Here is a 19,702-nt window from a genome sequence, read left to right as displayed (position 1 = left end):
GTGCCGACGAGGCACCGGCCGCCCCTGTCGTCGTACCCGGAGCGGTCCACACGCGAACGACCCGGCCGGGACAGGTCGTTCAGACCGAGCGGAAGGGGACGTGACGAGGAGGGCTACTCCCCGTCGTACGCCTCGATCAGTTCACGTGAGCGCTTCACATCGTCGCCGATGGCTTCCAGCAGAGCCTCGATGGACTCGAACCTGGCCTGGCCGCGGACGAAGGCGAGGAAGTCGACGGCGACGTGCAGACCGTAGAGGTCGAGGCCCACGCGGTCGATGGCGTACGCCTCCACCGTGCGCTCGGTGCCGTCGAACTGCGGGTTCGTGCCGACGGAGATCGCGGCGGGCATGGCCTCGCCCTGGACGTGCAGCCAGCCCGCGTACACGCCGTCGGCGGGAATCGCGGTGTGCGGAAGCGTCTCGACGTTCGCCGTGGGGAAGCCGAGCTCGCGGCCGCGCTGGGCGCCGCGGACGACGATGCCCTCGACGCGGTGCGGCCGCCCGAGGATCTCGCGCGCGCCCTCGACATCGCCCTCGGCGACGAGCCGCCGGGTGAGCGTGGAGGAGAACGGCTCGCCGCCGCCCGCCTCGCCGGACACGTAGAGGTCCACGACCTCGACCTCGAAGTCGTACGTCTCCCCCTGCTCGCGCAGGAATCCGACGTTGCCCGCGGCCTTGTGGCCGAAGCGGAAGTTGGGGCCCTCGACGACGGCCTTGGCGTGCAGCTTGTCGACCAGCACCTTCGCCACGAAATCGGCCGGCGACAGCTTCGAGAACTCGGTGGTGAAGGGAAGGATGAGCAGGGCGTCCACGCCCAGGTCGGCCATCAGTTCGGCGCGCCGGTGGTGCGGGGCGAGCAGCGGGGGGTGGCTGCCGGGGCGGACCACCTCGCTGGGGTGCGGGTCGAAGGTGACCACGACGGAGGGAACGCCCAGCTCGCGGGCGCGGTCCACGGCATGCCGGATGATCAGCTGGTGCCCGCGGTGCACCCCGTCGTAGGAACCGATGGTGACGACGCTGCGCCCCCAGTCCTCGGGGATGTCCTCCAAGCCACGCCAGCGCTGCACTGTGACCGCTCCTTGTCGAACCCGTGTCCGTGATTGCCTCGTTCGCAGCTCTAAGGGTGCCATGCCGTGTGCGCTCGGCTTGCATCGGCATCGGGCTGTGACGCATCGCTCAGCGCCACGGAGTGCCGTGGCGGGCGTGGTTCAGGCGGGAACCCCTGCCCCGGCCAGGTTCTCGATCATGCGGCGGGTACTGGGGCCGACTACGCAGGACCACTCCTCGGGGGTGCCGGTGAGCCAGCGGGCGACCAGGGCGGCGAAGCCCGGGACGCGCCGGGCCAGGTCGACGAGGCCGCGGTCGAAGCCGGTGGCCCCGGCCGGTGTGCGGACGAGAAGGAGGCCGACCCGGTGCACGAGCTCGCGGGTGGGCTCCTCGCCCCGCCGGTCGGCACCGTGGGCGGCGGCTCTCAGGACGGTGTCGAGCACGACCGGATCCCGTTCGTGCGCCAGCAGCAGATCGAGCAGCTCGCGCCGCGGCGGGGCGGACGCCTTGCCGCCGGGTGCCGCGAGGACCTGGGCGAGCGCCGCCCGCAGCGGTGCGGAACACCCTTCCAGCAGGCCGCTGACCAGGAGAAACAACGCGGCGTCGGTGGCGCTCCCGTGGTCGAGGCGCCGGTCCACGTAGGCGGCCAGGTCCGCGGCGGCTCCGGGACACAGCTCCACGGCCTCCCGCATCGTCGCGGCGACCCGGCGGGCCAGCGCCGGTGTGGTGGCGTCGGCGAGGGTGCGCAGCAGCTCGGCCGTGTCGGGGCCGGGCCGCCGCAGCCGGTCGCGGAAGGCGGCGAGCACGGGCTCCGTATGGGTGGTGAGCGCGGCGGCCGGTGCGCTGGGGGGCAGCCGCGGGTCGCCGTCCGCGAAGCGCTCCAGGGCCTGCGGCAGATAGCGGGCGCGCGTGAGCGGATCCCGTACGAGGATGCCGAGCGCTCCGCCGTGCAGGGTGCAGTCGGCCGGGCGGGCGAGCAGGGCGAAGGCGGCGTAGCGCAGCAGCTCGCGGTCGGCCCGGGTCCCCACGAACGGCGCCGCCCGCAGACCGTAGGCGACCGCGGCCACCCGCCGCGCCGGCTGTTCGTCGTGCGCCCACCGGTCCACCGCCCGGCACACGGCCGACGGCTCCTCCTCGGCCAGGACGGCCAGCAGTTCGTCGCCCCGCCGGTGCGCGCAGGCCACCAGGGCCTCGGCCAGATCGTCCAGGGCCCGCCGCCGGTGGGCGTACAGCAGTGCCTGCGCGGCCGTCGCCACGGTCGCGTGCGGGGTCGCGGGCAGGGGTCGCTCGTCGTCGAACCAGCGGGTGAGGTGGCGGTGCACGGCGACGGGGTCGGCGGCGAGGAGCCTCGAGACGGTGTCGAGGTAGCGCGCGGCGGTGGGGGCCTCGCCGGGACGCGACGGCTCGGCCCCGGGGACTCGGCGGGGGTCGGCGGTCACCAGGCGCCTGAGCAGGTCGAAGCGTTCCGTGTCCGGTACGGGCAGCGCCGCCCAGAAGGCCGGCCCGAACTCCGCGGGAACGGCCCTCCCCTGCTCCCGCCAGGCCACGATCCGCTCGGTGAGCAGTCGCAGCACACTGATGTACGGGGTCGCGTCGGGCACCCGGAGCAGCACGGTGGAGCAGAGGTGACCGGCCCACCAGAGCGGGTCGCCGAGCGGGTCCTGCGTCCGTGGCAGCAGCTCGTCGACCGCGTGGACGAGATCTTCCAGACGGAGGGTCAGTTCCGTGGCGCCCTGTTGACGGGCCAGCAGGAGCAGGGTCTCCACGACGGGTCCGATGCGGTGACGGGGGACGGGAAGGACGTCCGCCGCGGAGTCCGGCGTCGTGGACCGGGGGCGGCGGGCGTGCCGGCGGCTCGACGCCGTGGTCCCCGTGCCACCGGAGTCGGGGTCGGAGTCGGAGTCGGGTGCGGCGCGCCGACGGTGGACCAGGCTGTGCAGTGCCGCGTCCAGGTCGAGGTGGGTGCCCTGGATCCAGTCGGCGAGCTCCTCGTGGGCGAAGCGGTAGCCGTTGCCCGCGGGAACGAGGAGACCTTCGGCGAGGACGGCGGACGCCCAGCCGGTGATGCCCGCGAGACGGCGTCCCGGGGCGGGGCCCCAGGGGAAGACGGCTTCGAAGGACGCCCGGTCCAGTTCGCCCTGGCCCGGGCCGAGGCAGCTTCGCGCGGCCTCGTGCACCTGGCCGGAGACCCGGGCGGCGAGCCGGCGGACGGCGGTGCCGCGCAGTCCGTTCGCCGCGGCCAGCCGGACGGCGACGCGCAGGCACATCAGGTCGAGATGGGCGGCGAACACGTCGTCGCGGCCGAGCGGCTCGGCGGGTGGGTCCGGCAGCGTGGCCCGTACTTCGGAGAGCAGTCGCAGCACCAGCGGATGGCGGGCGTCGGGCGGCGCGAGAACGCCCTCGGGGATCCCGGCCCACGACCGTGCCCGCAGTGCCTCCTCCTCGGTCAGATCGCCGAGCGGCACACAGGCGGGCAGGGCCCCGTCCGCGTCCGGCGACGGCTGCTCTCCCGGGTACGCCGACGACGGGCCGGGCCGGTGCAGCAGTTCCACGGGAAATCCCGCCCCGGCCCGCTCCCAGTGCTCCGCCCGGCACCCGACCACGAGGCGTGCCCCGGTCTCGCTCAGCCAGGCGGCCGTCCCCCGGGTCCAGGCGGGGAGCCGGTGGGCCAGCTCGGGCGGCATCTCCTCGGGACCGTCGAGAAGGAGCAGCAGCGGCCGGCCGACGGCGCGTGCCAGCCGGGCCAGCCGGTCGGGCCCGATGTCGCCGAGTTCCCCGCCGTATCCCTGGGGAGGCAGCACACCCGCGTCCGCCGGCCGCCGCGCGGCCTCGCTTCCCCGCGCCCCGGGGTTCTGCCGCGACGCCGCCACGATCCGCCCGGCGCGCTCCAGGGCACGTGCCGCCGCGTCCGCCACCGAGCTGTCGTCGGCGAGGAGGTCGGCGCCGCGCAGCCACAGGGTGGGGGCCGGTTCCGGGCCCCGGAGGCGGCGGGTGGCGAGGGCGGCCAGTTCTGTCGTACGGCCGCTGCCGGGCGGCCCGACGAGTCCGAGGACCGCGGCCGGTCCCCTCTCGAAGGCGGTGAACTCCCTGATGACCTCGGCTCGTTCGACGGGTCCGGGGTTCGTGCCCGCGCTCCCGGCCGGGGCCGGTGGACGGGGTCCGTCCGATCCGACCGAGGTCGCGGTGAGCTCCAGCGCGCCCGCGAGATTCAGATCGGCGCCGTAGGCGGGCACGGTCGCCGCGTTGCGGGCCAGCAGGTCGGCGAGCGGTCCCGCGACGCCCCGCAGGGGGACGGCGAAGCCGGGGGCCCGATGGCCGGCCGGGGTCTCCCCCGGCGCGGTGCCTTCCAGGGCCCGGGGCAGCAGGGCGGTGCCGACGACCGCCACCACGGCGCCGGTACCGGCGTCGAGGACCGGTCCCCCGGCCGCTCCGCCGCCCAGCCGGAGCGCGTCCGCGCCCGCGGTACCGATCGCCAACTCCAGTGCGTCGCCCAGGACATGGAAGCGGTCGGTGGCCGTGTACGTCACGGCGGAGGAGCCCAGCACCCGCGCCTCGCGCCAGCCGCCCGCCGCGATCCGGACGTACGTACCGGTCTCGACCCGGTCCCGCACGGTGACGGGGAGCGGGCCGAGGCCGAGACCTTCGGTGCGTACGAGGGCCAGACCGGCGTCGGGCAGGGGCGTGACGGCGTCGTCGGTGACTACGCAGGTGCGGTCGTCCGAGGTGTGCAGGACGAGTCGGGCCAGGCCGTCGACGGCCTCGTGGCTGGTGATCACGGTGCCGTGGTGGTCGGCCGCGAAACCCGTGCCGCGTGGGCGTCCCGCCAGGTCGCAGACGCGTACCAGGGCTTCGTCCCATGACTGTCCGGCGTCGTCCGCCGCCTCTTCGTTCCCGGTCCGCGGGCCTCGTCCCGCCATGCTCGAACCTCCCCGCCGCGCTCCTGCTTCCGACGGTAGGGGCGAGGTGATCAGCGGGACAGATCGTGTGGCGAACGCGCCCCCTTCTACTCCCTCGGTTCACTCCGAGCGCCCGCCCGATGGGGTGAATACGGGAGGTCGGATGGATACACCCTTGGGTGGGGGAGCCGAGGGGGGACCGTGGAGCGGCGGGCACGAGACCCCGTGATCGCCGCTCCACGGGCGGAGCGTCCGCCCGGCCGCCGCACGGCCTTCGCGGCCAGCGTCCGCGCGGGAACCTCAGCCGAAGACGGCGAGGCTCTTCGCCTTGCCCTTCTGGTCCTCGACCAGCGCGAGGAACAGCCCCTCGGGGTCGAAGACCGCCACGGTGCCCTTGCCCGCGTACTCCTCGGGCATCTCGAGCCGGACGCCGTTCAGCAGCAGCCGGGCCCGCTTGGTGTCCACGTCCCAGCGCGGGAACGCGGCCGCGGCCGCCTCCGCGATCGGCATCACCGTCAGCTCCTCCTGGAGCTGGTCGAGGGTGCGCGCGGAGTCCAGCTTGTAGGGGCCGACGCGGGTGCGGCGCAGAGCGGTGAGGTGTCCGCCGACGCCCAGGTCCCCACCGAGATCGCGGGCGAGCGCCCGGATGTACGTCCCGGACGAGCAGACGACGGAGACGACCAGGTCGAGCACCGGGGTGCCGTCCTCGGCGACGGCGTCACGGATGTCGTACACCGCGAAGGACGAGATGGTCACCGGGCGGGCCGGGATCTCGAACTCCTCGCCCTCACGCGCCCTCTTGTACGAGCGCACGCCGTCGATCTTGATGGCGCTGACCTTGGACGGCACCTGCATGATGGCGCCGGTCAGCTTGGCGACCCCGGCGTCGATCGCGTCGCGCTTCACGCCGGAAGCGTCCGCCGAGGAGATGATGTCGCCCTCGGCGTCGTCGGTCAGCGTGTTCTGGCCGAGCCGGATCGTGCCGAGGTACTCCTTCTCGGTGAGCGCGAGGTGGCCGAGGAGCTTGGTGGCCTTCTCGATGCCGAGGACGAGCACACCCGTCGCCATGGGGTCGAGGGTGCCTGCGTGGCCGACCCGGCGCGTCCTGGCGATCCCGCGCATCTTGGCGACCACGTCGTGCGAAGTGAAGCCCGACGGCTTGTCGACAATGACAAGCCCGTCGGGCGTCTTGGGCTTCTGCGTCATTCCGCCGCGTCGTCCTCGTCGTCCTCGTCCGGCTTCTTGTACGGGTCCGCGTCACCCGCGAAGGCGGCGCCGGCCGAGACCTCGCGCACCTTCGCGTCCGAGGCCCGTGCCTTGTCGAGCAGGTCCTCGATGGTCTTGGCGGTGTCCGGCAGGGCGTCCGCGACGAACGTCAGCGTCGGCGTGAACTTCACGCCCGCCGCCGCGCCGACGGCCGAGCGGAGCACGCCCTTGGCGCTCTCCAGGCCCGCGGCCGCCTCGGCGCGCTGCTCGTCGTCCCCGTACACCGTGTAGAAGACGGTGGCCTCCCGGAGGTCCCCGGTGACCCGGGTGTCCGTGATGGTGACGTGAGTGCCGAGCCGCGGGTCCTTGATCCCGCGCTGCAGCTTCTGGGCCACCACCTCTCGGATGAGGTCCGCCAGCCTCTTCGCCCGCGCGTTGTCGGCCACTGGTCCGTCTCCTTCTTCGCCTTGCTTGTTTCGTCAGTCTTCGTCTGTGTGGAGTCTGCGTCGTACCGACAGCAGTTCCACCTCCGGCCGCGCCGCGACCAGCCGTTCGCACCGGTCCAGCACGTCGGTCAGGTGCGCCGTGTCCCCGGAGACCACCGCCAGGCCGATCTCTGCCCTGCGGTGAAGGTCCTGATTGCCCGTCTCGGCGGCACTCACCGCGTACTTCCGCTGGAGTTCGGCGACGATCGGCCGGACGAGAGAGCGTTTCTCCTTCAGCGAGTGGACATCGCCGAGGAGCAGATCGAAGGACAGCGTCCCCACATACATGTGTAACCGGATGTCCCGCCGGTACGGGATAGATGGCCTGCCAATGCACTTGGCAGGGACATCAGAACCGTACAACGAACCGTCGGCTCGCTCGACGGGGTTTCCGGGCCCCCGGGTCGTTCGCCGGCCGGGGCCGGTCACGCGTTTCCCCGCGCCCCCGGAGAGGGACGCGGGGAAGCGCGTGATCTTGTAAACGGCAAGCTGGCCGACGGTGACTGCTCACCGCCGGCCAGCTCACACAACCGCTTTACGAGCGCGGCTTCTCGCGCATCTCGTACGTCGCGATGACGTCGTCGACCTTGATGTCGTTGAAGTTGCCGAGGTTGATACCGCCCTCGAACCCTTCGCGGATCTCGGTGACGTCGTCCTTGAAGCGACGCAGCCCGGAGATGTTGAGGCTCTCCGCGATGACCTTGCCGTCGCGGATGAGGCGCGCCTTGGTGTTGCGCTTGACCTCGCCCGAGCGGACCAGGACACCGGCGATGTTGCCCAGCTTGGACGACTTGAAGACCTCGCGGATCTCCGCCGTGCCGAGCTCGACCTCCTCGTACTCCGGCTTGAGCATGCCCTTGAGGGCCGCCTCGATCTCCTCGATGGCCTGGTAGATCACCGAGTAGTACCGGACGTCGACGCCCTCGCGCTCCGCCATCTGCGCCGCGCGGCCCGCAGCGCGGACGTTGAAGCCGATGACGATGGCGTCGGAGCCGGTCGCCAGGTTGATGTCGGACTCGGTGACCGCACCCACACCGCGGTGCAGGACACGGATGTCGACCTCGTCGCCGACGTCGAGCTGGAGCAGCGAGGACTCGAGAGCCTCCACCGAACCGGACGCGTCGCCCTTGATGATGAGGTTGAGTTCCTGCACCAGACCGGCCTTGAGGGCCTCGTCCAGGTTCTCCAGGGAGAACCGGACACCCCGGCGGGCGAAGTTGGCGTTGCGCTCACGCGCCGCGCGCTTCTCGGCGATCTGACGCGCCGTGCGGTCCTCGTCGACAACCAGGAAGTTGTCGCCGGCGCCCGGGACGTTGGTGAGACCCAGGACCAGGACGGGGGTCGACGGACCCGCTTCCTCGACGTTGTTGCCGTTGTCGTCGAGCATCGCCCGGACACGGCCGTACGCGTCGCCGACCACCATGGTGTCGCCGATGCGCAGCGTGCCGCGCTGGACCAGGACCGTCGAAACGGCACCGCGGCCGCGGTCGAGGTGGGACTCGATCGCAATACCCTGCGCGTCCTGCTCCGGGTTGGCCCGCAGGTCGAGCGAGGCGTCCGCGGTCAGGACCACGGCCTCCAGCAGGCTCTCGATGTTGAGGCCCTGCTTGGCGGAGATGTCGACGAACATCGTGTCGCCGCCGTACTCCTCGGCCACCAGACCGAACTCGGTGAGCTGACCGCGCACCTTCGTCGGGTCGGCACCCTCGACGTCGATCTTGTTGACCGCGACCACGATCGGCACGTCGGCCGCCTTGGCGTGGTTCAGCGCCTCGATCGTCTGGGGCATCACGCCGTCGTTGGCCGCCACCACGAGGATCGCGATGTCGGTCGACTTGGCACCACGGGCACGCATGGCGGTGAACGCCTCGTGACCGGGGGTGTCGATGAAGGTGATCCTGCGCTCTTCACCGTTGACCTCGGTCGCGACCTGGTACGCACCGATGTGCTGCGTGATACCGCCGGCCTCGCCCGCGACGACGTTCGTCTTGCGGATGGTGTCGAGAAGGCGGGTCTTACCGTGGTCGACGTGACCCATGACGGTCACGACCGGCGGACGGACCACGAGGTCGTCCTCGTCGCCCTCGTCCTCGCCGAACTCGATGTCGAAGGACTCGAGCAGCTCGCGGTCCTCCTCCTCGGGGCTGACGATCTCGAGGATGAAGTTCATCTCGTCCGCGAGGAGCTTCAGCGTCTCGTCGGAGACGGACTGCGTGGCAGTGACCATCTCGCCGAGGTTCATCATCACGCCGACGAGCGACGCCGGGTTGGCGCCGATCTTCTCCGCGAAGTCGGTGAGGGACGCACCGCGCGACAGGCGGACGGACTGTCCGTTGCCACGAGGCAGCATCACACCGCCGACCGACGGGGCCTGCATGGCCTCGTACTCCTGGCGCCTCTGCCGCTTCGACTTGCGACCACGACGCGCCGGACCGCCGGGACGGCCGAACGCACCCTGCGTGCCACCACGGCCACCGGGACCACCCGGACGACCGCCGAAGCCGGGACGGCCACCGCCGCCACCGCCGGGACGACCGGCGAAACCGCCGCCACCGCCACCGGGACCACCCGGACGACCGGCGAAACCGCCGCCACCGCCACCGGGACCGGCCGGACGACCGGCGAAACCGCCGCCACCGGGACGACCGCCGCCGCCACCGGGACCACCGGGACGACCGCCGCCGCCACCGGGACCACGGCCACCGGGGCCGCCGCCGGGACGCGGGCTGCCCGCGGCAGGACGCTGAGGCATCATGCCAGGGTTCGGACGGTTACCGCCCGGACCGCCGCCGGGACGCGGAGCCTGCGGACGAGGCATGCCGCCCGGAGTGGGACGGGCACCGCCCGGACCGCCCTGCGGACGCGGAGCGCCACCGGGACCGCCCTGGGGACGGGGAGCACGGTCCTGGCCGCCTGCGCCCTGCGGACGCGGGCCGCCGGGGGCACCGGCGCCACCGGGACGCGGGGCACCGCCCGGACGGGGCGTCTGCGGACGCGCCATGCCGGTGGAGCCACCAGAGGTGAACGGGTTGTTGCCCGGACGGGGACCGGCCGGACGGGCACCGGGACGCGGGGCCTGGCCGGCGGGACGCGGGGCGCCCTGACGGTCGCCGCGCTCGGGACGGTCACCGCGCTCGGGACGGTCGCCACGACCCTGACCACCCTGACCGGGACCACCGGCCGGACGGGCACCGGGACGCGGAGCCTGACCGGCGGGACGCGGGGCGCCCGGACGGGGACCCGCGGCGGGAGCCGAGGGGGTCGACGGCGCCGACGGGGGCGCGGTGAACTCGGCCGCGACCGGAGCCGGAGCCGCCGGAGCGGGCTTCGGAGCCGGCTTGGGACCCGGAGTCGGGCGCGGACCCGCAGCGGCCGGGGTTACCGGAGCAGCCGCGGGCTTCTCGGCCGCGGCCGGCTTCGGGGCCGGCGGGCGCGGGGCGGCCGGACGGGCAGCCTGCGCCGGAGAGGGGGCGCCCGGCTTGGCCGGGGCAGCCTTGCGGGGGGCGGGCTTGCCGCCACCGTTGCCCTGCTGGAGGGCATCTGTCAGTTTGCGTACGACGGGGGCCTCGATCGTCGAGGACGCCGAACGGACGAATTCACCGAGTTCTTGGAGCTTGGCCATGACGACCTTGCTCTCTACGCCGAACTCCTTGGCGAGTTCGTATACCCGGACCTTAGCCACTTCGCTCCTTTTAGGTCCGGGTCTGCGTCCGGACCGTCGCTACTTCATGGGCGTACTCATCGCGTGCTCATCGAGTGCTCATCGCAATCTCGACCTACTTCCAACTCGCGGAATACCAGGGCCGCACGGAGGTTCCGCACGACGCTTCTTACGGGTTTGCCTGCTCGACGTAGAGGCGCAACGCCTCGGTGTCGAACGGTCCCGGGGCGCGCAGCGCCCGTGGGATCGCCCGGCGGCGGACCGCCAGATCGAGACAGACCAGAGCGGGATGCACGTACGCACCCCGGCCGGGCAGCGTACCGCGATGATCGGGGGCGCATTCGCCCTCGACCGCCACGATGCGCAGCAAGTCTCTCTTGGCCGCTCGCTCCCGGCACCCCACACAGGTGCGTTCAGGGCATGCGCGGGCTCGCGTCCGGCCAGACACTCTTAAGTCTACCTCCCCGTACCGACCTCACCCCTTTGGGGCAAAAATCGAACGGTTGTTGTCGTGATGTAAGCGATCTACGGCTCGGATCTATTCCCGGACTACTCGCCGCGCTGCTCGGCGGGCTGCTCGGTGTCCGGACGGATGTCGATCCGCCAGCCCGTGAGGCGGGCGGCGAGGCGGGCGTTCTGGCCCTCCTTGCCGATCGCCAGCGACAGCTGGTAGTCGGGAACCGTCACGCGCGCGGACCGGGCCGCGAGGTCGACGACCTCGACCTTGGAGACCCGGGCCGGGGAGAGCGCGTTCGCCACCATGTCGGCCGGATCGTCCGACCAGTCGACGATGTCGATCTTCTCGCCGTTCAGTTCGGCCATCACGTTGCGGACCCGGCCGCCCATGGGGCCGATGCAGGCGCCCTTGGCGTTCAGACCGCTGCGGGTGGACCGGACGGCGATCTTCGTGCGGTGGCCGGCCTCGCGGGCGATGGCCGCGATCTCCACGGAACCGTCGGCGATCTCCGGCACCTCGAGCGCGAAGAGCTTCTTCACGAGGTTGGGGTGCGTACGGGACAGGGTCACGGACGGACCGCGGACACCCTTCGCCACCCGTACGACGTACGAGCGCAGGCGCAGGCCGTGCTCGTAGTTCTCTCCGGGGACCTGCTCCTGCACCGGCAGGATGGCCTCCAGCTTGCCGATGTCGACGAGCACGTTCTTCGGGTCGCGGCCCTGCTGGACCACGCCGGTCACGATGTCGCCCTCACGGCCCGCGTACTCGCCGAGGGTCGCGTCGTCCTCGGCGTCACGCAGGCGCTGCAGGATGACCTGCTTGGCGGTGGTCGCCGCGATCCGGCCGAACCCCGACGGGGTGTCGTCGAACTCGCGCGCCTCCTGCCCCTCCTCCAGATCCTCGGGATCCTCCTTCGCCCACACGGTCACATGACCGGTCTCCCGGTCGAGTTTCACGCGCGCACGCCTGCGGCTTCCCTCGGTGCGGTGGTAGGCGATGAGGAGGGCCGACTCGATCGCCTCGACCAGCAGGTCGAAGGAGATCTCCTTCTCCCGTACCAAACCCCGCAGGGCACTCATGTCGATGTCCACGGCTACGCCTCCTCTTCCTTCTTGTCCTTGCGGCTGAACTCGACCTGGACGCGGGCCTTGACGATGTCCTCGAAGGCGAGCCGCTTGGCGGTGGGCTTGCGCCCCTTCACGCCCGGCACTTCGACATCGAGACCGTCGTCCTCGACCAGCAGGATCCGGGCGAGCAGTTCGCCGCCTTCCGCGAGCTGGAACTTCACCAGGCGGTCGGTGGCGCGTACGTAATGGCGGTGCTCCTTGAGCTCGCGCTCGGCACCGGGGGTTCCGACCTCGAGGGTGTATTCACCCGCACCCATCGCGTCCGTCTCGTCGAGCTTCGCCGAGAGCGCGCGGCTCACATCGGCGATCGCGTCCAGGTCGGCACCCTCGTCCGAGTCCACGACGACGCGCAGAACACGCTTGCGGCCTACGGACTCCACTTCGATCTCTTCCAGATCGAGGCCCTGGGAGCTCACGAGCGGATCCAGGAGTTCTCGCAGCCTCTCGCTCTGGGTCGTGCTCATCCGGGTGACTCCTCGGCCGCGTGTGCTGTTGTGGGTTGGTCGCGTGTCAGGTCAAAGGGTATCCGGTCGCGGAGGGTGTTGCCGTCCACCGGGACGGGTGCGCTTGGCCCGACTCGTCCCGGAGGGCGTCCGTGAAATCGCGCCGGAGACAGATGGGAGAGAGCCGCTGGGCGGTGATCGGCCGATGCGCGGGTACCGTGATCACGGGCAGCTCGCCCATACATTCGTACGAGCCCTCCGAGGACGTCTGCCGTGTCGTTCCCCCTGCCGTCGCGCACCCCATGGGGTCCGCGCCGAAGGACCCTGCTCGCGGCCGCCGCGGGCACCTTCGCGCTCGCGGGCTGTTCCACTCCCGAGCCGTCCAGAGACACGACGGGCGGCAGCCCCTCGGCCGCGGACCGGGCACGCACGCGTGCGGCCCGCGACAGCACGACGCTGGCCGGCCGGTACACCGCGGTGATCGCCGCCCATCCCGGCCTGGAGGAACGGCTGGCCCCGCTGCGGGCGGAGGCCGTCCGGCACGCGAAGGCGTTCGGGGCCGGCAGCGGCGGAGCGGCGGCGTCCTCGGCGCCGAACTCGGCATCCCCATCCGCTTCGGCTTCGGCTTCCGGGTCGGCATCCGCATCGGCTTCCGCGTCGGCGAGCGCCTCCCCCGGCGTCGCGGAGCGTCCCAAGGACGCGCTCGCCGACCTCGCCTCCGCCGAGCTCGCGCTCGCGGACGAGCGGACACAGGCCCTGGTGGAGGTTCCCGGCGAGCTGGCCAGGCTGCTCGCCTCGGTGGCGGCGGCCGGGGCGGCCCACGCGTTCCTGCTGACGAAGGCGGCGAAGTGAGCGAGCGGAACAGGACCGAGGAAGCCGAGCTCAAGGCTCTGCAGGCCGCGTTGGGCGCCGAACACGCGGCCGTCTACGGCTACGGCGTCGTCGGCGGCCGGATCGGTGAGGCCCGGCGGGCGGACGCCCGGTCGGCGTACGACGCCCATCGGGCCCGCCGGGACGAGCTGACGCGGGCGGTGCGGGACCTGGGCGGGACGCCCGAGGCCGCGTCGGCCGCCTACGTGCTGCCGTTCCCGGTGACGGACTCCGCCACGGCCGTACGGTTCGCGGCCGAGCTGGAGGAGCGGGTGGCCGCCGTGTACTCCGACCTCGTACGCGCCGCCACGGGCGACCGGCGGCGCTCGGCGGCCGGGGCGCTGCGGGAAGCGGCGGTCCGCGCGGTGCGCTGGAGCGGCGAGAGCGTAGCCTTCCCTGGGCTCGCCGAGCGGGCGGGCACCCCGTCCGCCACGGCGCCCTCTCCGACGTAACGCGACCTGAAAGGAAACATCTCGCGCATGGACTCGCGCATGGCCTTCGAACCGCCGCAGCGCCTTCTCCGGGCGCTCGGCGAGACCCGGCGGGCCGGGTCGGAGGGGGCCGACGAGGCCGACGAGTGGCTGGAGAAGCTGCCCGAGCTGGCCCGACAGGCCGTCGATCTGCGCGAGTTGACCGTGGAGCGGGTACAGGCACCGGGTGGCCGCAGCAGTCTGGTCCTCCTGGTGCGGCGGAGCGACGGGACGCCCGCCGTGCTGAAGCTGGCGCCCGAGCGGGCGCGTCCGGAGAGCGAGCGGGCCGCGCTCGCCCACTGGGACGGCCGCGGCGCGGTCCGTCTTCTCGACCCGGGCGACACCCACGGTGTCCTGCTGCTGGAGCGGCTGCAACCGGACCTGTCCGTGCGGTCCCTGCCCGAGGCGAAGGCCCTGCTGGAGGCGGCGGGGACGCTGCGGCGGCTGTGGGTCGAGCCGCCCGCCGGCCATGTCTTCGAGACCGTGGCGGAGCGGACCGGGCGGCAGGCCGAGGCGATGCGGGCCACGGCCGGTGACGGAGCCGGGGTCGAGGTCGGCGCCCTGGTCGACGCGGCGCTCGTGGCCCGTGACGAGCTGCTGGCCGGGCCGCCCGAGGCACGGCTGCTGCACGGCACCTTCCGGCAGAGCAAGGTGCTCGCCGGGGAACGCGTGCCCTGGCTGGCCGTGGGACCGGACCCGGTGGTCGGCGAGTGCGCGTTCGACCTCGCCCGGCTGGTCCGCGACCGGGTGGAGGACCTCATCGCCTCGCCCTCGGGGCCGTCGATCACCCGGCGCCGGGTCAAGCGGCTCGCCGAGTCCCTGGAGGTGGACCAGGAGCGGCTGCGCGGCTGGACGCTGTTCCGCGCGGTCGAGTCGGGCGTCCGGGCGGGCCGGGTCGGCCGCCTCCGGGACGCCGAACTGCTCCTTGAGTTCGCCGGCTGGCTCTAGTGCCGACCACCGCCCGGCGGTGACGAGTTCGACGATCTCGTCCCTCGTGCCAAGAGCCTTCGGCCATGACTACGGCCCTACGACGGCGAGTTCGACGATGGCGCGCGGGATGTTCTCTCACCTCGCTCGCGGGCGGGAACCCACGTGAGCGGAAATGCCGGGCGGCGCCCACCGGCCTCGGAAGAGGCTCTGTGGGCGCCGCCGGGCGAAACTGCTACGCCGTCAGGCGGGCGATCGCCTCGTCGACGGTCAGCTCCTCGCGCTCGCCGGTGCGGCGGTCCTTCAGCTCCACGACGCCCTCGGCCGAGCGGCGGCCGGCGACCAGGATCTTCGGTACGCCGATGAGCTCCGCGTCGGTGAACTTCACGCCCGGGGAGACGCCGGCGCGGTCGTCGACCAGGACGCGGACGCCCGCGGCCCCCAGCTTCTCGGACACGTCGAGCGCCAGCTCGGTCTGCAGGGCCTTGCCCGCGGCGACCACGTGCACGTCGGCGGGAGCGATCTCCTTGGGCCAGCACAGGCCCTGGTCGTCGGCCGACTGCTCGGCCAGCGCGGCGACCGCGCGGGAGACGCCGATGCCGTAGGAGCCCATGGTCACGCGGACCGGCTTGCCCTGCTGGCCGAGAACGTCGAGGCCGAAGGTGTCGGCGTACTTGCGGCCGAGCTGGAAGATGTGGCCGATCTCGATGGCGCGGTCCATCTTGAGGCCGGCGCCGCACGCCGGGCAGGGGTCGCCCTCCTCCACCACGACGACGTCGAGGTAGTCGTCGACCTCGAAGTCGCGGCCGGCCACGACGTTCTTCGCGTGCGTGTTGATCTTGTTGGCGCCGGTGATCCAGGCCGTGCCGGGGGCGACGCGCGGGTCGGCGATGTAGCGGACCTTCTCCAGGCCCTGCGGGCCCACGTAGCCGCGTACGAGGTCGGCACGGCCCTCGAAGTCCTCGGCCGTCACGAGCTCGACGACGGCCGGGGCGAGGTGCTCGCCGAGCTTGCCGAGGTCGACCTCGCGGTCACCGGGGACGCCCACGGCCACGATCTCGCCGTCGACCTTGACCAGCAGGTTCTTCAGGGTGGCGGAGGCGGGCACGCCGAGGTGCTCGGCGAGCGTCTCGATCGTCGGGGTGTCGGGGGTGTCCAGCTCCTCGACCGGGCCGTGCTCCTCGGAGACGGGCGTGAGCTTGAAGGTCACGGCCTCCGTGTTGGCGGCGTAGTCGCAGGCCGGGCAGTCCACGAAGGTGTCCTCACCGGCGGCGGCGGGAGCGAGGAACTCCTCGGAGGCCGAGCCGCCCATGGCGCCGGAGACGGCGGACACGATGCGGTAGTCGAGGCCGATGCGCGCGAAGATCTTCTGGTAGGCCTCGCGGTGCAGCCCGTAGGACTCGGCGAGACCCTCGTCCGTGATGTCGAAGGAGTACGAGTCCTTCATCTGGAACTCGCGGCCGCGCAGCACGCCGGAGCGCGGACGGGCCTCGTCGCGGTACTTCGTCTGGATCTGGTACAGCATGACCGGCAGGTCCTTGTACGACGCCACCTGGTCCTTCACCACCAGGGTGAAGATCTCCTCGTGCGTCGGGCCGAGCAGGTACTCCGCGCCCTTGCGGTCCTTGAGACGGAAGAGCAGGTCGCCGTACTCCTCCCAGCGGGCCGAGGCCTCGTAGGGCTCCTTGGGCAGCAGGGCCGGCAGGAGGACCTCCTGGGCGCCGATCGCGTCCATCTCCTCGCGGACCACCCGGGAGATGTTGTCGAGGACCTTCTTGCCGAGCGGCAGCCAGGTCCAGATGCCCGCGGCGTTGCGCCGCACGTAGCCGGCGCGGACGAGCAGCTTGTGGCTGAGCGTCTCGGCATCCGCGGGGTCGTCACGCAATGTCTTGACCATCAAACGGGACATGCGCTGGACCTGGGCCATGATTCTCGACTCCTGCTGCGTAAGGGTGATGCCAGGAGGTTAGCCGGGCAGCGCCCGTCCCCGGAAATCCATTAGCGGTGGCGCAGCGGGAGCGGGGCGCCCATCACGGCGTACGGCTTGGGGGCGCTGGGGAACAGGACCTGCCGTGCGAGGTCCTCGTAGCCGAGGGAGCGGTAGAGGCCGCGGGCCGGGCTGTCGAAGTCGATCGCGGAGAGGATCGAGCGGGGTTCGGCCGCGGTGTCGGTGATGGCGGTGATCAGGGCGCGGCCGACACCCCGGTTCTGGAAGCGGGGGTGGACGTGCAGTTCGGTGATCACGAAGGAGTTGTCGAGCCAGCCGTCGTGGCCCTGGCCGCGCAGATACGGTTCGACGACGGTGGACCACCAGTGCGCGCGGTCGTTGGGCATGCCGTAGACGAAGCCGACGAGCCGTCCGTCGAGGGTGGTCGCGCCGAGCGCGTGGGCTCCCGGGTAGGTGAGGTGGCGCAGCACGATCTGACGTCGTACGGCGATCTCGTCGGCGCCGAGCCCGAAGGCGAGCGCCTGCACGGCGAGCGCCTCGTCGACGCGCGCGGCGAGATCCAGCGGGCCGATGACCACGTCGTCGGAGTCGCGGTGGCCCTGACCGGGGAAGCGCAGCATGCCGGGAGACTACCTGGCGGACAGCGGGACATGTGAGGTCCCGTGGGGCCTGCGCCGGGCGTCAGAACAGGACACTCATGAACGCGCCGACCTCTTGGAACCCGACCCGGCGGTACGCCGCGCGCGCCGCCGTGTTGAAGTCGTTGACGTAGAGGCTGACGACCGGGGCGACATCGGCGAGGGCGTAGCGCAGGACCGCCGCCATGCCGGGGGCCGCGACTCCCCGGCCGCGGTACTCGGGGGCCACCCACACCCCCTGGATCTGGCAGGCCTGGGCCGTCGCGGCGCCGATCTCGGCCTTGAAGACCACCTTGCCGTCCTGGTCGAGGCGGGCGAAGGACCGGCCGGAACCGACGAGTTCGGCCACCCGGGCCTGGTAGAGCAGACCGCCGTCACCGGCCATCGGCGAGATGCCGACCTCCTCGGTGAACATCGCCACGCACGCCGGCATGATCGTCTCCACCTCGTCCTTGCGGATGCGGCGGACGAACGGATCCGGGGTGATGTCGGCGGGAAGCCGGTCGGTGACCATCAGCGGCTGGTGGGCGCGGACCTCACGGGCGGGGCCCCAGCTCGGTTCGAGCAGTCGCCACAGCTGGGCGGTGGATTCGGCGGGGCCGACGATCGAGGAGCAGCGGCGGCCGCCCCGGCGGGCCCGGTCGGCGAAGCCGCGCACGGCGCGCGAGGTGGCGCAGATCGGGACGAGGTTGGCGCCCGCGTAGCAGAGGGACTGCAGCATGCCGTCCTCGTACCAGCCCCACATCTCGCCGCCGAGCCGCCATGGGTCGAGCCCCGCGACGTGTACGCGGGAGGCGACGAAAGCGTTCACCACCGGCTCGCGGCCGAGGACGGCGAGCGCGGCGTCCAGGTCACTCGGTTCGAGGACCCTGGTGGTGGTCTGGGTCAACACGTGCGGGGGCCTCACCCTGGGGTCTGCTGATCTCCGCACTGTACCTGGAGAGGTTGTGCCCCGCCGCCCCTTGTGCGGCGGCCCGGTGGACGGCCGAGGCGGGGCTCCGTCGCCCGGCCGCGGGCGGGTGGGGGTTGCTCGCGCAGTTCACCGCGCCCCTGGGTAGTTCCGCTCGGCCGGAGCTCTGACGGGGGGCAGCTACACCGCCCCCGCCGGGGCGCCGGGCAGGGGGCGTGCGCGGTCGACCGGCCGCGGCGGGTGGGGGCTGCTCGCGCAGTTCACCGCGCCCCTCGGTTCCAGTTGGGTGGAGTCGAGGGGCGGGGTTCCGGTGGGGTCAGCCCGCTACCGAGATCGTGGGTTCGCCGGAGGCGATGCCCTCGGCTTCCATCTGCTCGGCGAGCTTCATCGCCTCTTCGATCAGGGTCTCCACGATCTTCGACTCGGGGACGGTCTTGATGACCTCGCCCTTGACGAAGATCTGGCCCTTGCCGTTGCCGGAGGCCACACCGAGGTCGGCCTCCCGGGCCTCGCCCGGGCCGTTCACGACGCAGCCCATGACGGCGACGCGCAGCGGGACCTCCATGCCGGTGAGACCGGCGGTGACTTCCTCCGCCAGCTTGTAGACGTCGACCTGGGCGCGCCCGCAGGACGGGCAGGAGACGATCTCCAGGCCGCGCTGCTTGAGGTTCAGCGACTCCAGGATCTGCAGGCCGACCTTGACCTCCTCGACCGGCGGGGCCGACAGGGAGACGCGGATGGTGTCGCCGATGCCCTCGGAGAGCAGGGCGCCGAAGGCGACGGCGGACTTGATGGTGCCCTGGAAGGCGGGGCCGGCCTCGGTCACGCCGAGGTGCAGCGGGTAGTCGCAGGCGGCGGCCAGCTGGCGGTAGGCGTTGACCATGACGACCGGGTCGTTGTGCTTGACCGAGATCTTGATGTCCCGGAAGTCGTGCTCCTCGAAGAGGGAGGCCTCCCAGAGCGCGGACTCGACGAGCGCCTCGGGCGTCGCCTTGCCGTACTTCTGGAGCAGGCGCTTGTCGAGCGAGCCCGCGTTGACGCCGATCCGGATCGGGGTGCCGGTGTCGTTCGCGGCCCGCGCGATCTCCTTGACCTGGTCGTCGAACTGCTTGATGTTGCCGGGGTTGACGCGGACGGCCGCACAGCCGGCGTTGATCGCGGCGAAGACGTACTTCGGCTGGAAGTGAATGTCCGCGATGACCGGGATCTGGGACTTCTTGGCGATCGTGGCGAGCGCGTCGGCGTCGTCCTGGGTGGGACAGGCGACGCGCACGATCTGGCAGCCGGACGCGGTCAGCTCGGCGATCTGCTGAAGCGTGGCGCCGATGTCCGACGTACGCGTGGTCGTCATCGACTGCACCGAGACGGGTGCGTCTCCACCCACGGCCACGGTCCCGACCTGGATCTGCCGGGTCTTGCGGCGCTCGGCCAGCTTGGTCGGAACGGACGGCATGCCGAGAGAAATCGCAGTCATCTGCTGTGCAACCCCAAGTTGTGGATCAAGGTCCCGGAATCGTGGGCTCCAGGCTTCGAGATTACGGTACGGGCGCACAGCGGAGCACATCACGCCCCCGCCCCTAAACCCACTCGATGGAAGGCGGCCGGGCACCCTGGGTG

The 19,702-nt window shown here is 72.2% G+C and carries 16 protein-coding genes; 3 read left to right on the top strand and 13 right to left on the bottom strand.

What is annotated here, in order from left to right; all coding sequences use genetic code 11:
* Positions 1 to 113: 113 nt before the first annotated feature.
* The 9 genes from ACFWBT_RS30855 to rimP form a co-directional block, all read right to left on the bottom strand.
* Positions 114 to 1,067, bottom strand: a complete 954-nt coding sequence (locus tag ACFWBT_RS30855) for a bifunctional riboflavin kinase/FAD synthetase (protein ID WP_266763339.1) — start codon at positions 1,065 to 1,067, stop codon at positions 114 to 116.
* Positions 1,068 to 1,208: 141 nt separating this feature from the next.
* Positions 1,209 to 4,964, bottom strand: a complete 3,756-nt coding sequence (locus ACFWBT_RS30850) for a trypsin-like peptidase domain-containing protein (protein WP_385706216.1) — start codon at positions 4,962 to 4,964, stop codon at positions 1,209 to 1,211.
* Positions 4,965 to 5,243: 279 nt separating this feature from the next.
* On the bottom strand, positions 5,244 to 6,149 hold the full coding sequence (truB, locus tag ACFWBT_RS30845) for a tRNA pseudouridine(55) synthase TruB (protein WP_385706215.1): 906 nt from the start codon (positions 6,147 to 6,149) through the stop codon (positions 5,244 to 5,246).
* Positions 6,146 to 6,595, bottom strand: a complete 450-nt coding sequence (gene rbfA / locus ACFWBT_RS30840) for a 30S ribosome-binding factor RbfA (RefSeq protein ID WP_351552932.1) — start codon at positions 6,593 to 6,595, stop codon at positions 6,146 to 6,148. The genes truB and rbfA overlap by 4 nt, the downstream gene beginning before the upstream one ends.
* Before the next feature lie 33 nt (positions 6,596 to 6,628).
* Complete coding sequence (locus tag ACFWBT_RS30835) at positions 6,629 to 6,922, bottom strand: DUF503 domain-containing protein (RefSeq protein ID WP_266763335.1); 294 nt, start codon at positions 6,920 to 6,922, stop codon at positions 6,629 to 6,631.
* 247 nt (positions 6,923 to 7,169) lie between these two features.
* Positions 7,170 to 10,316, bottom strand: coding sequence for a translation initiation factor IF-2 (infB, locus tag ACFWBT_RS30830; RefSeq protein ID WP_385706212.1), 3,147 nt, complete (start codon positions 10,314 to 10,316; stop codon positions 7,170 to 7,172).
* A 148-nt stretch (positions 10,317 to 10,464) separates the two neighbouring features.
* Positions 10,465 to 10,743 carry a YlxR family protein gene (locus tag ACFWBT_RS30825; RefSeq protein WP_385706210.1) on the bottom strand — a complete coding sequence of 93 codons (279 nt, stop codon included), beginning with the start codon at positions 10,741 to 10,743 and terminating at the stop codon, positions 10,465 to 10,467.
* 101 nt (positions 10,744 to 10,844) lie between these two features.
* Positions 10,845 to 11,843, bottom strand: a complete 999-nt coding sequence (gene nusA, locus ACFWBT_RS30820) for a transcription termination factor NusA (RefSeq protein WP_266763332.1) — start codon at positions 11,841 to 11,843, stop codon at positions 10,845 to 10,847.
* Positions 11,844 to 11,845: 2 nt separating this feature from the next.
* Positions 11,846 to 12,343: a ribosome maturation factor RimP gene (gene rimP, locus ACFWBT_RS30815; protein WP_385706208.1), complete on the bottom strand. Its 498-nt coding sequence runs from the start codon at positions 12,341 to 12,343 to the stop codon at positions 11,846 to 11,848.
* Between the two features lie 252 nt (positions 12,344 to 12,595).
* On the opposite strand from rimP, the gene ACFWBT_RS30810 reads away from it, so the two are divergent.
* From ACFWBT_RS30810 to ACFWBT_RS30800, 3 genes are read left to right on the top strand one after another with little or no spacing between them, the layout of a single operon-like run.
* On the top strand, positions 12,596 to 13,174 hold the full coding sequence (locus ACFWBT_RS30810; RefSeq protein ID WP_385706206.1) for a hypothetical protein: 579 nt from the start codon (positions 12,596 to 12,598) through the stop codon (positions 13,172 to 13,174).
* Positions 13,171 to 13,644, top strand: coding sequence for a ferritin-like domain-containing protein (locus tag ACFWBT_RS30805; protein ID WP_385706204.1), 474 nt, complete (start codon positions 13,171 to 13,173; stop codon positions 13,642 to 13,644). Before ACFWBT_RS30810 ends, ACFWBT_RS30805 begins: the two co-directional genes overlap by 4 nt.
* A gap of 39 nt (positions 13,645 to 13,683) precedes the next feature.
* The gene (locus ACFWBT_RS30800; RefSeq protein ID WP_385706219.1) at positions 13,684 to 14,610 is read left to right on the top strand and encodes an aminoglycoside phosphotransferase family protein; all 927 of its coding nucleotides are present in this window, start codon (positions 13,684 to 13,686) and stop codon (positions 14,608 to 14,610) included.
* 214 nt (positions 14,611 to 14,824) lie between these two features.
* Here the strand turns inward: ACFWBT_RS30800 and ACFWBT_RS30795 are convergent, their stop codons facing one another.
* The 4 genes from ACFWBT_RS30795 to ispG form a co-directional block, all read right to left on the bottom strand.
* Complete coding sequence (locus tag ACFWBT_RS30795; protein ID WP_385706203.1) at positions 14,825 to 16,516, bottom strand: proline--tRNA ligase; 1,692 nt, start codon at positions 16,514 to 16,516, stop codon at positions 14,825 to 14,827.
* A gap of 71 nt (positions 16,517 to 16,587) precedes the next feature.
* Positions 16,588 to 17,157: a GNAT family N-acetyltransferase gene (locus ACFWBT_RS30790; RefSeq protein ID WP_385706201.1), complete on the bottom strand. Its 570-nt coding sequence runs from the start codon at positions 17,155 to 17,157 to the stop codon at positions 16,588 to 16,590.
* A 61-nt stretch (positions 17,158 to 17,218) separates the two neighbouring features.
* Positions 17,219 to 18,067 (bottom strand): GNAT family N-acetyltransferase, encoded by an 849-nt coding sequence (locus ACFWBT_RS30785; protein WP_385706199.1) that lies wholly within the window; start codon positions 18,065 to 18,067, stop codon positions 17,219 to 17,221.
* A 334-nt stretch (positions 18,068 to 18,401) separates the two neighbouring features.
* Positions 18,402 to 19,559: a flavodoxin-dependent (E)-4-hydroxy-3-methylbut-2-enyl-diphosphate synthase gene (gene ispG, locus ACFWBT_RS30780; protein ID WP_266763325.1), complete on the bottom strand. Its 1,158-nt coding sequence runs from the start codon at positions 19,557 to 19,559 to the stop codon at positions 18,402 to 18,404.
* Between the last annotated feature and the right edge of the window lie 143 nt (positions 19,560 to 19,702).

It is taken from the genome of Streptomyces sp. NPDC060027 (assembly GCF_042737005.1).
In the GTDB taxonomy this organism is placed as follows: domain Bacteria; phylum Actinomycetota; class Actinomycetes; order Streptomycetales; family Streptomycetaceae; genus Streptomyces.
The sequence above is the reverse complement of the archived record's forward strand: the minus strand, read 5'-3'. Positions and strand labels throughout refer to the sequence as shown.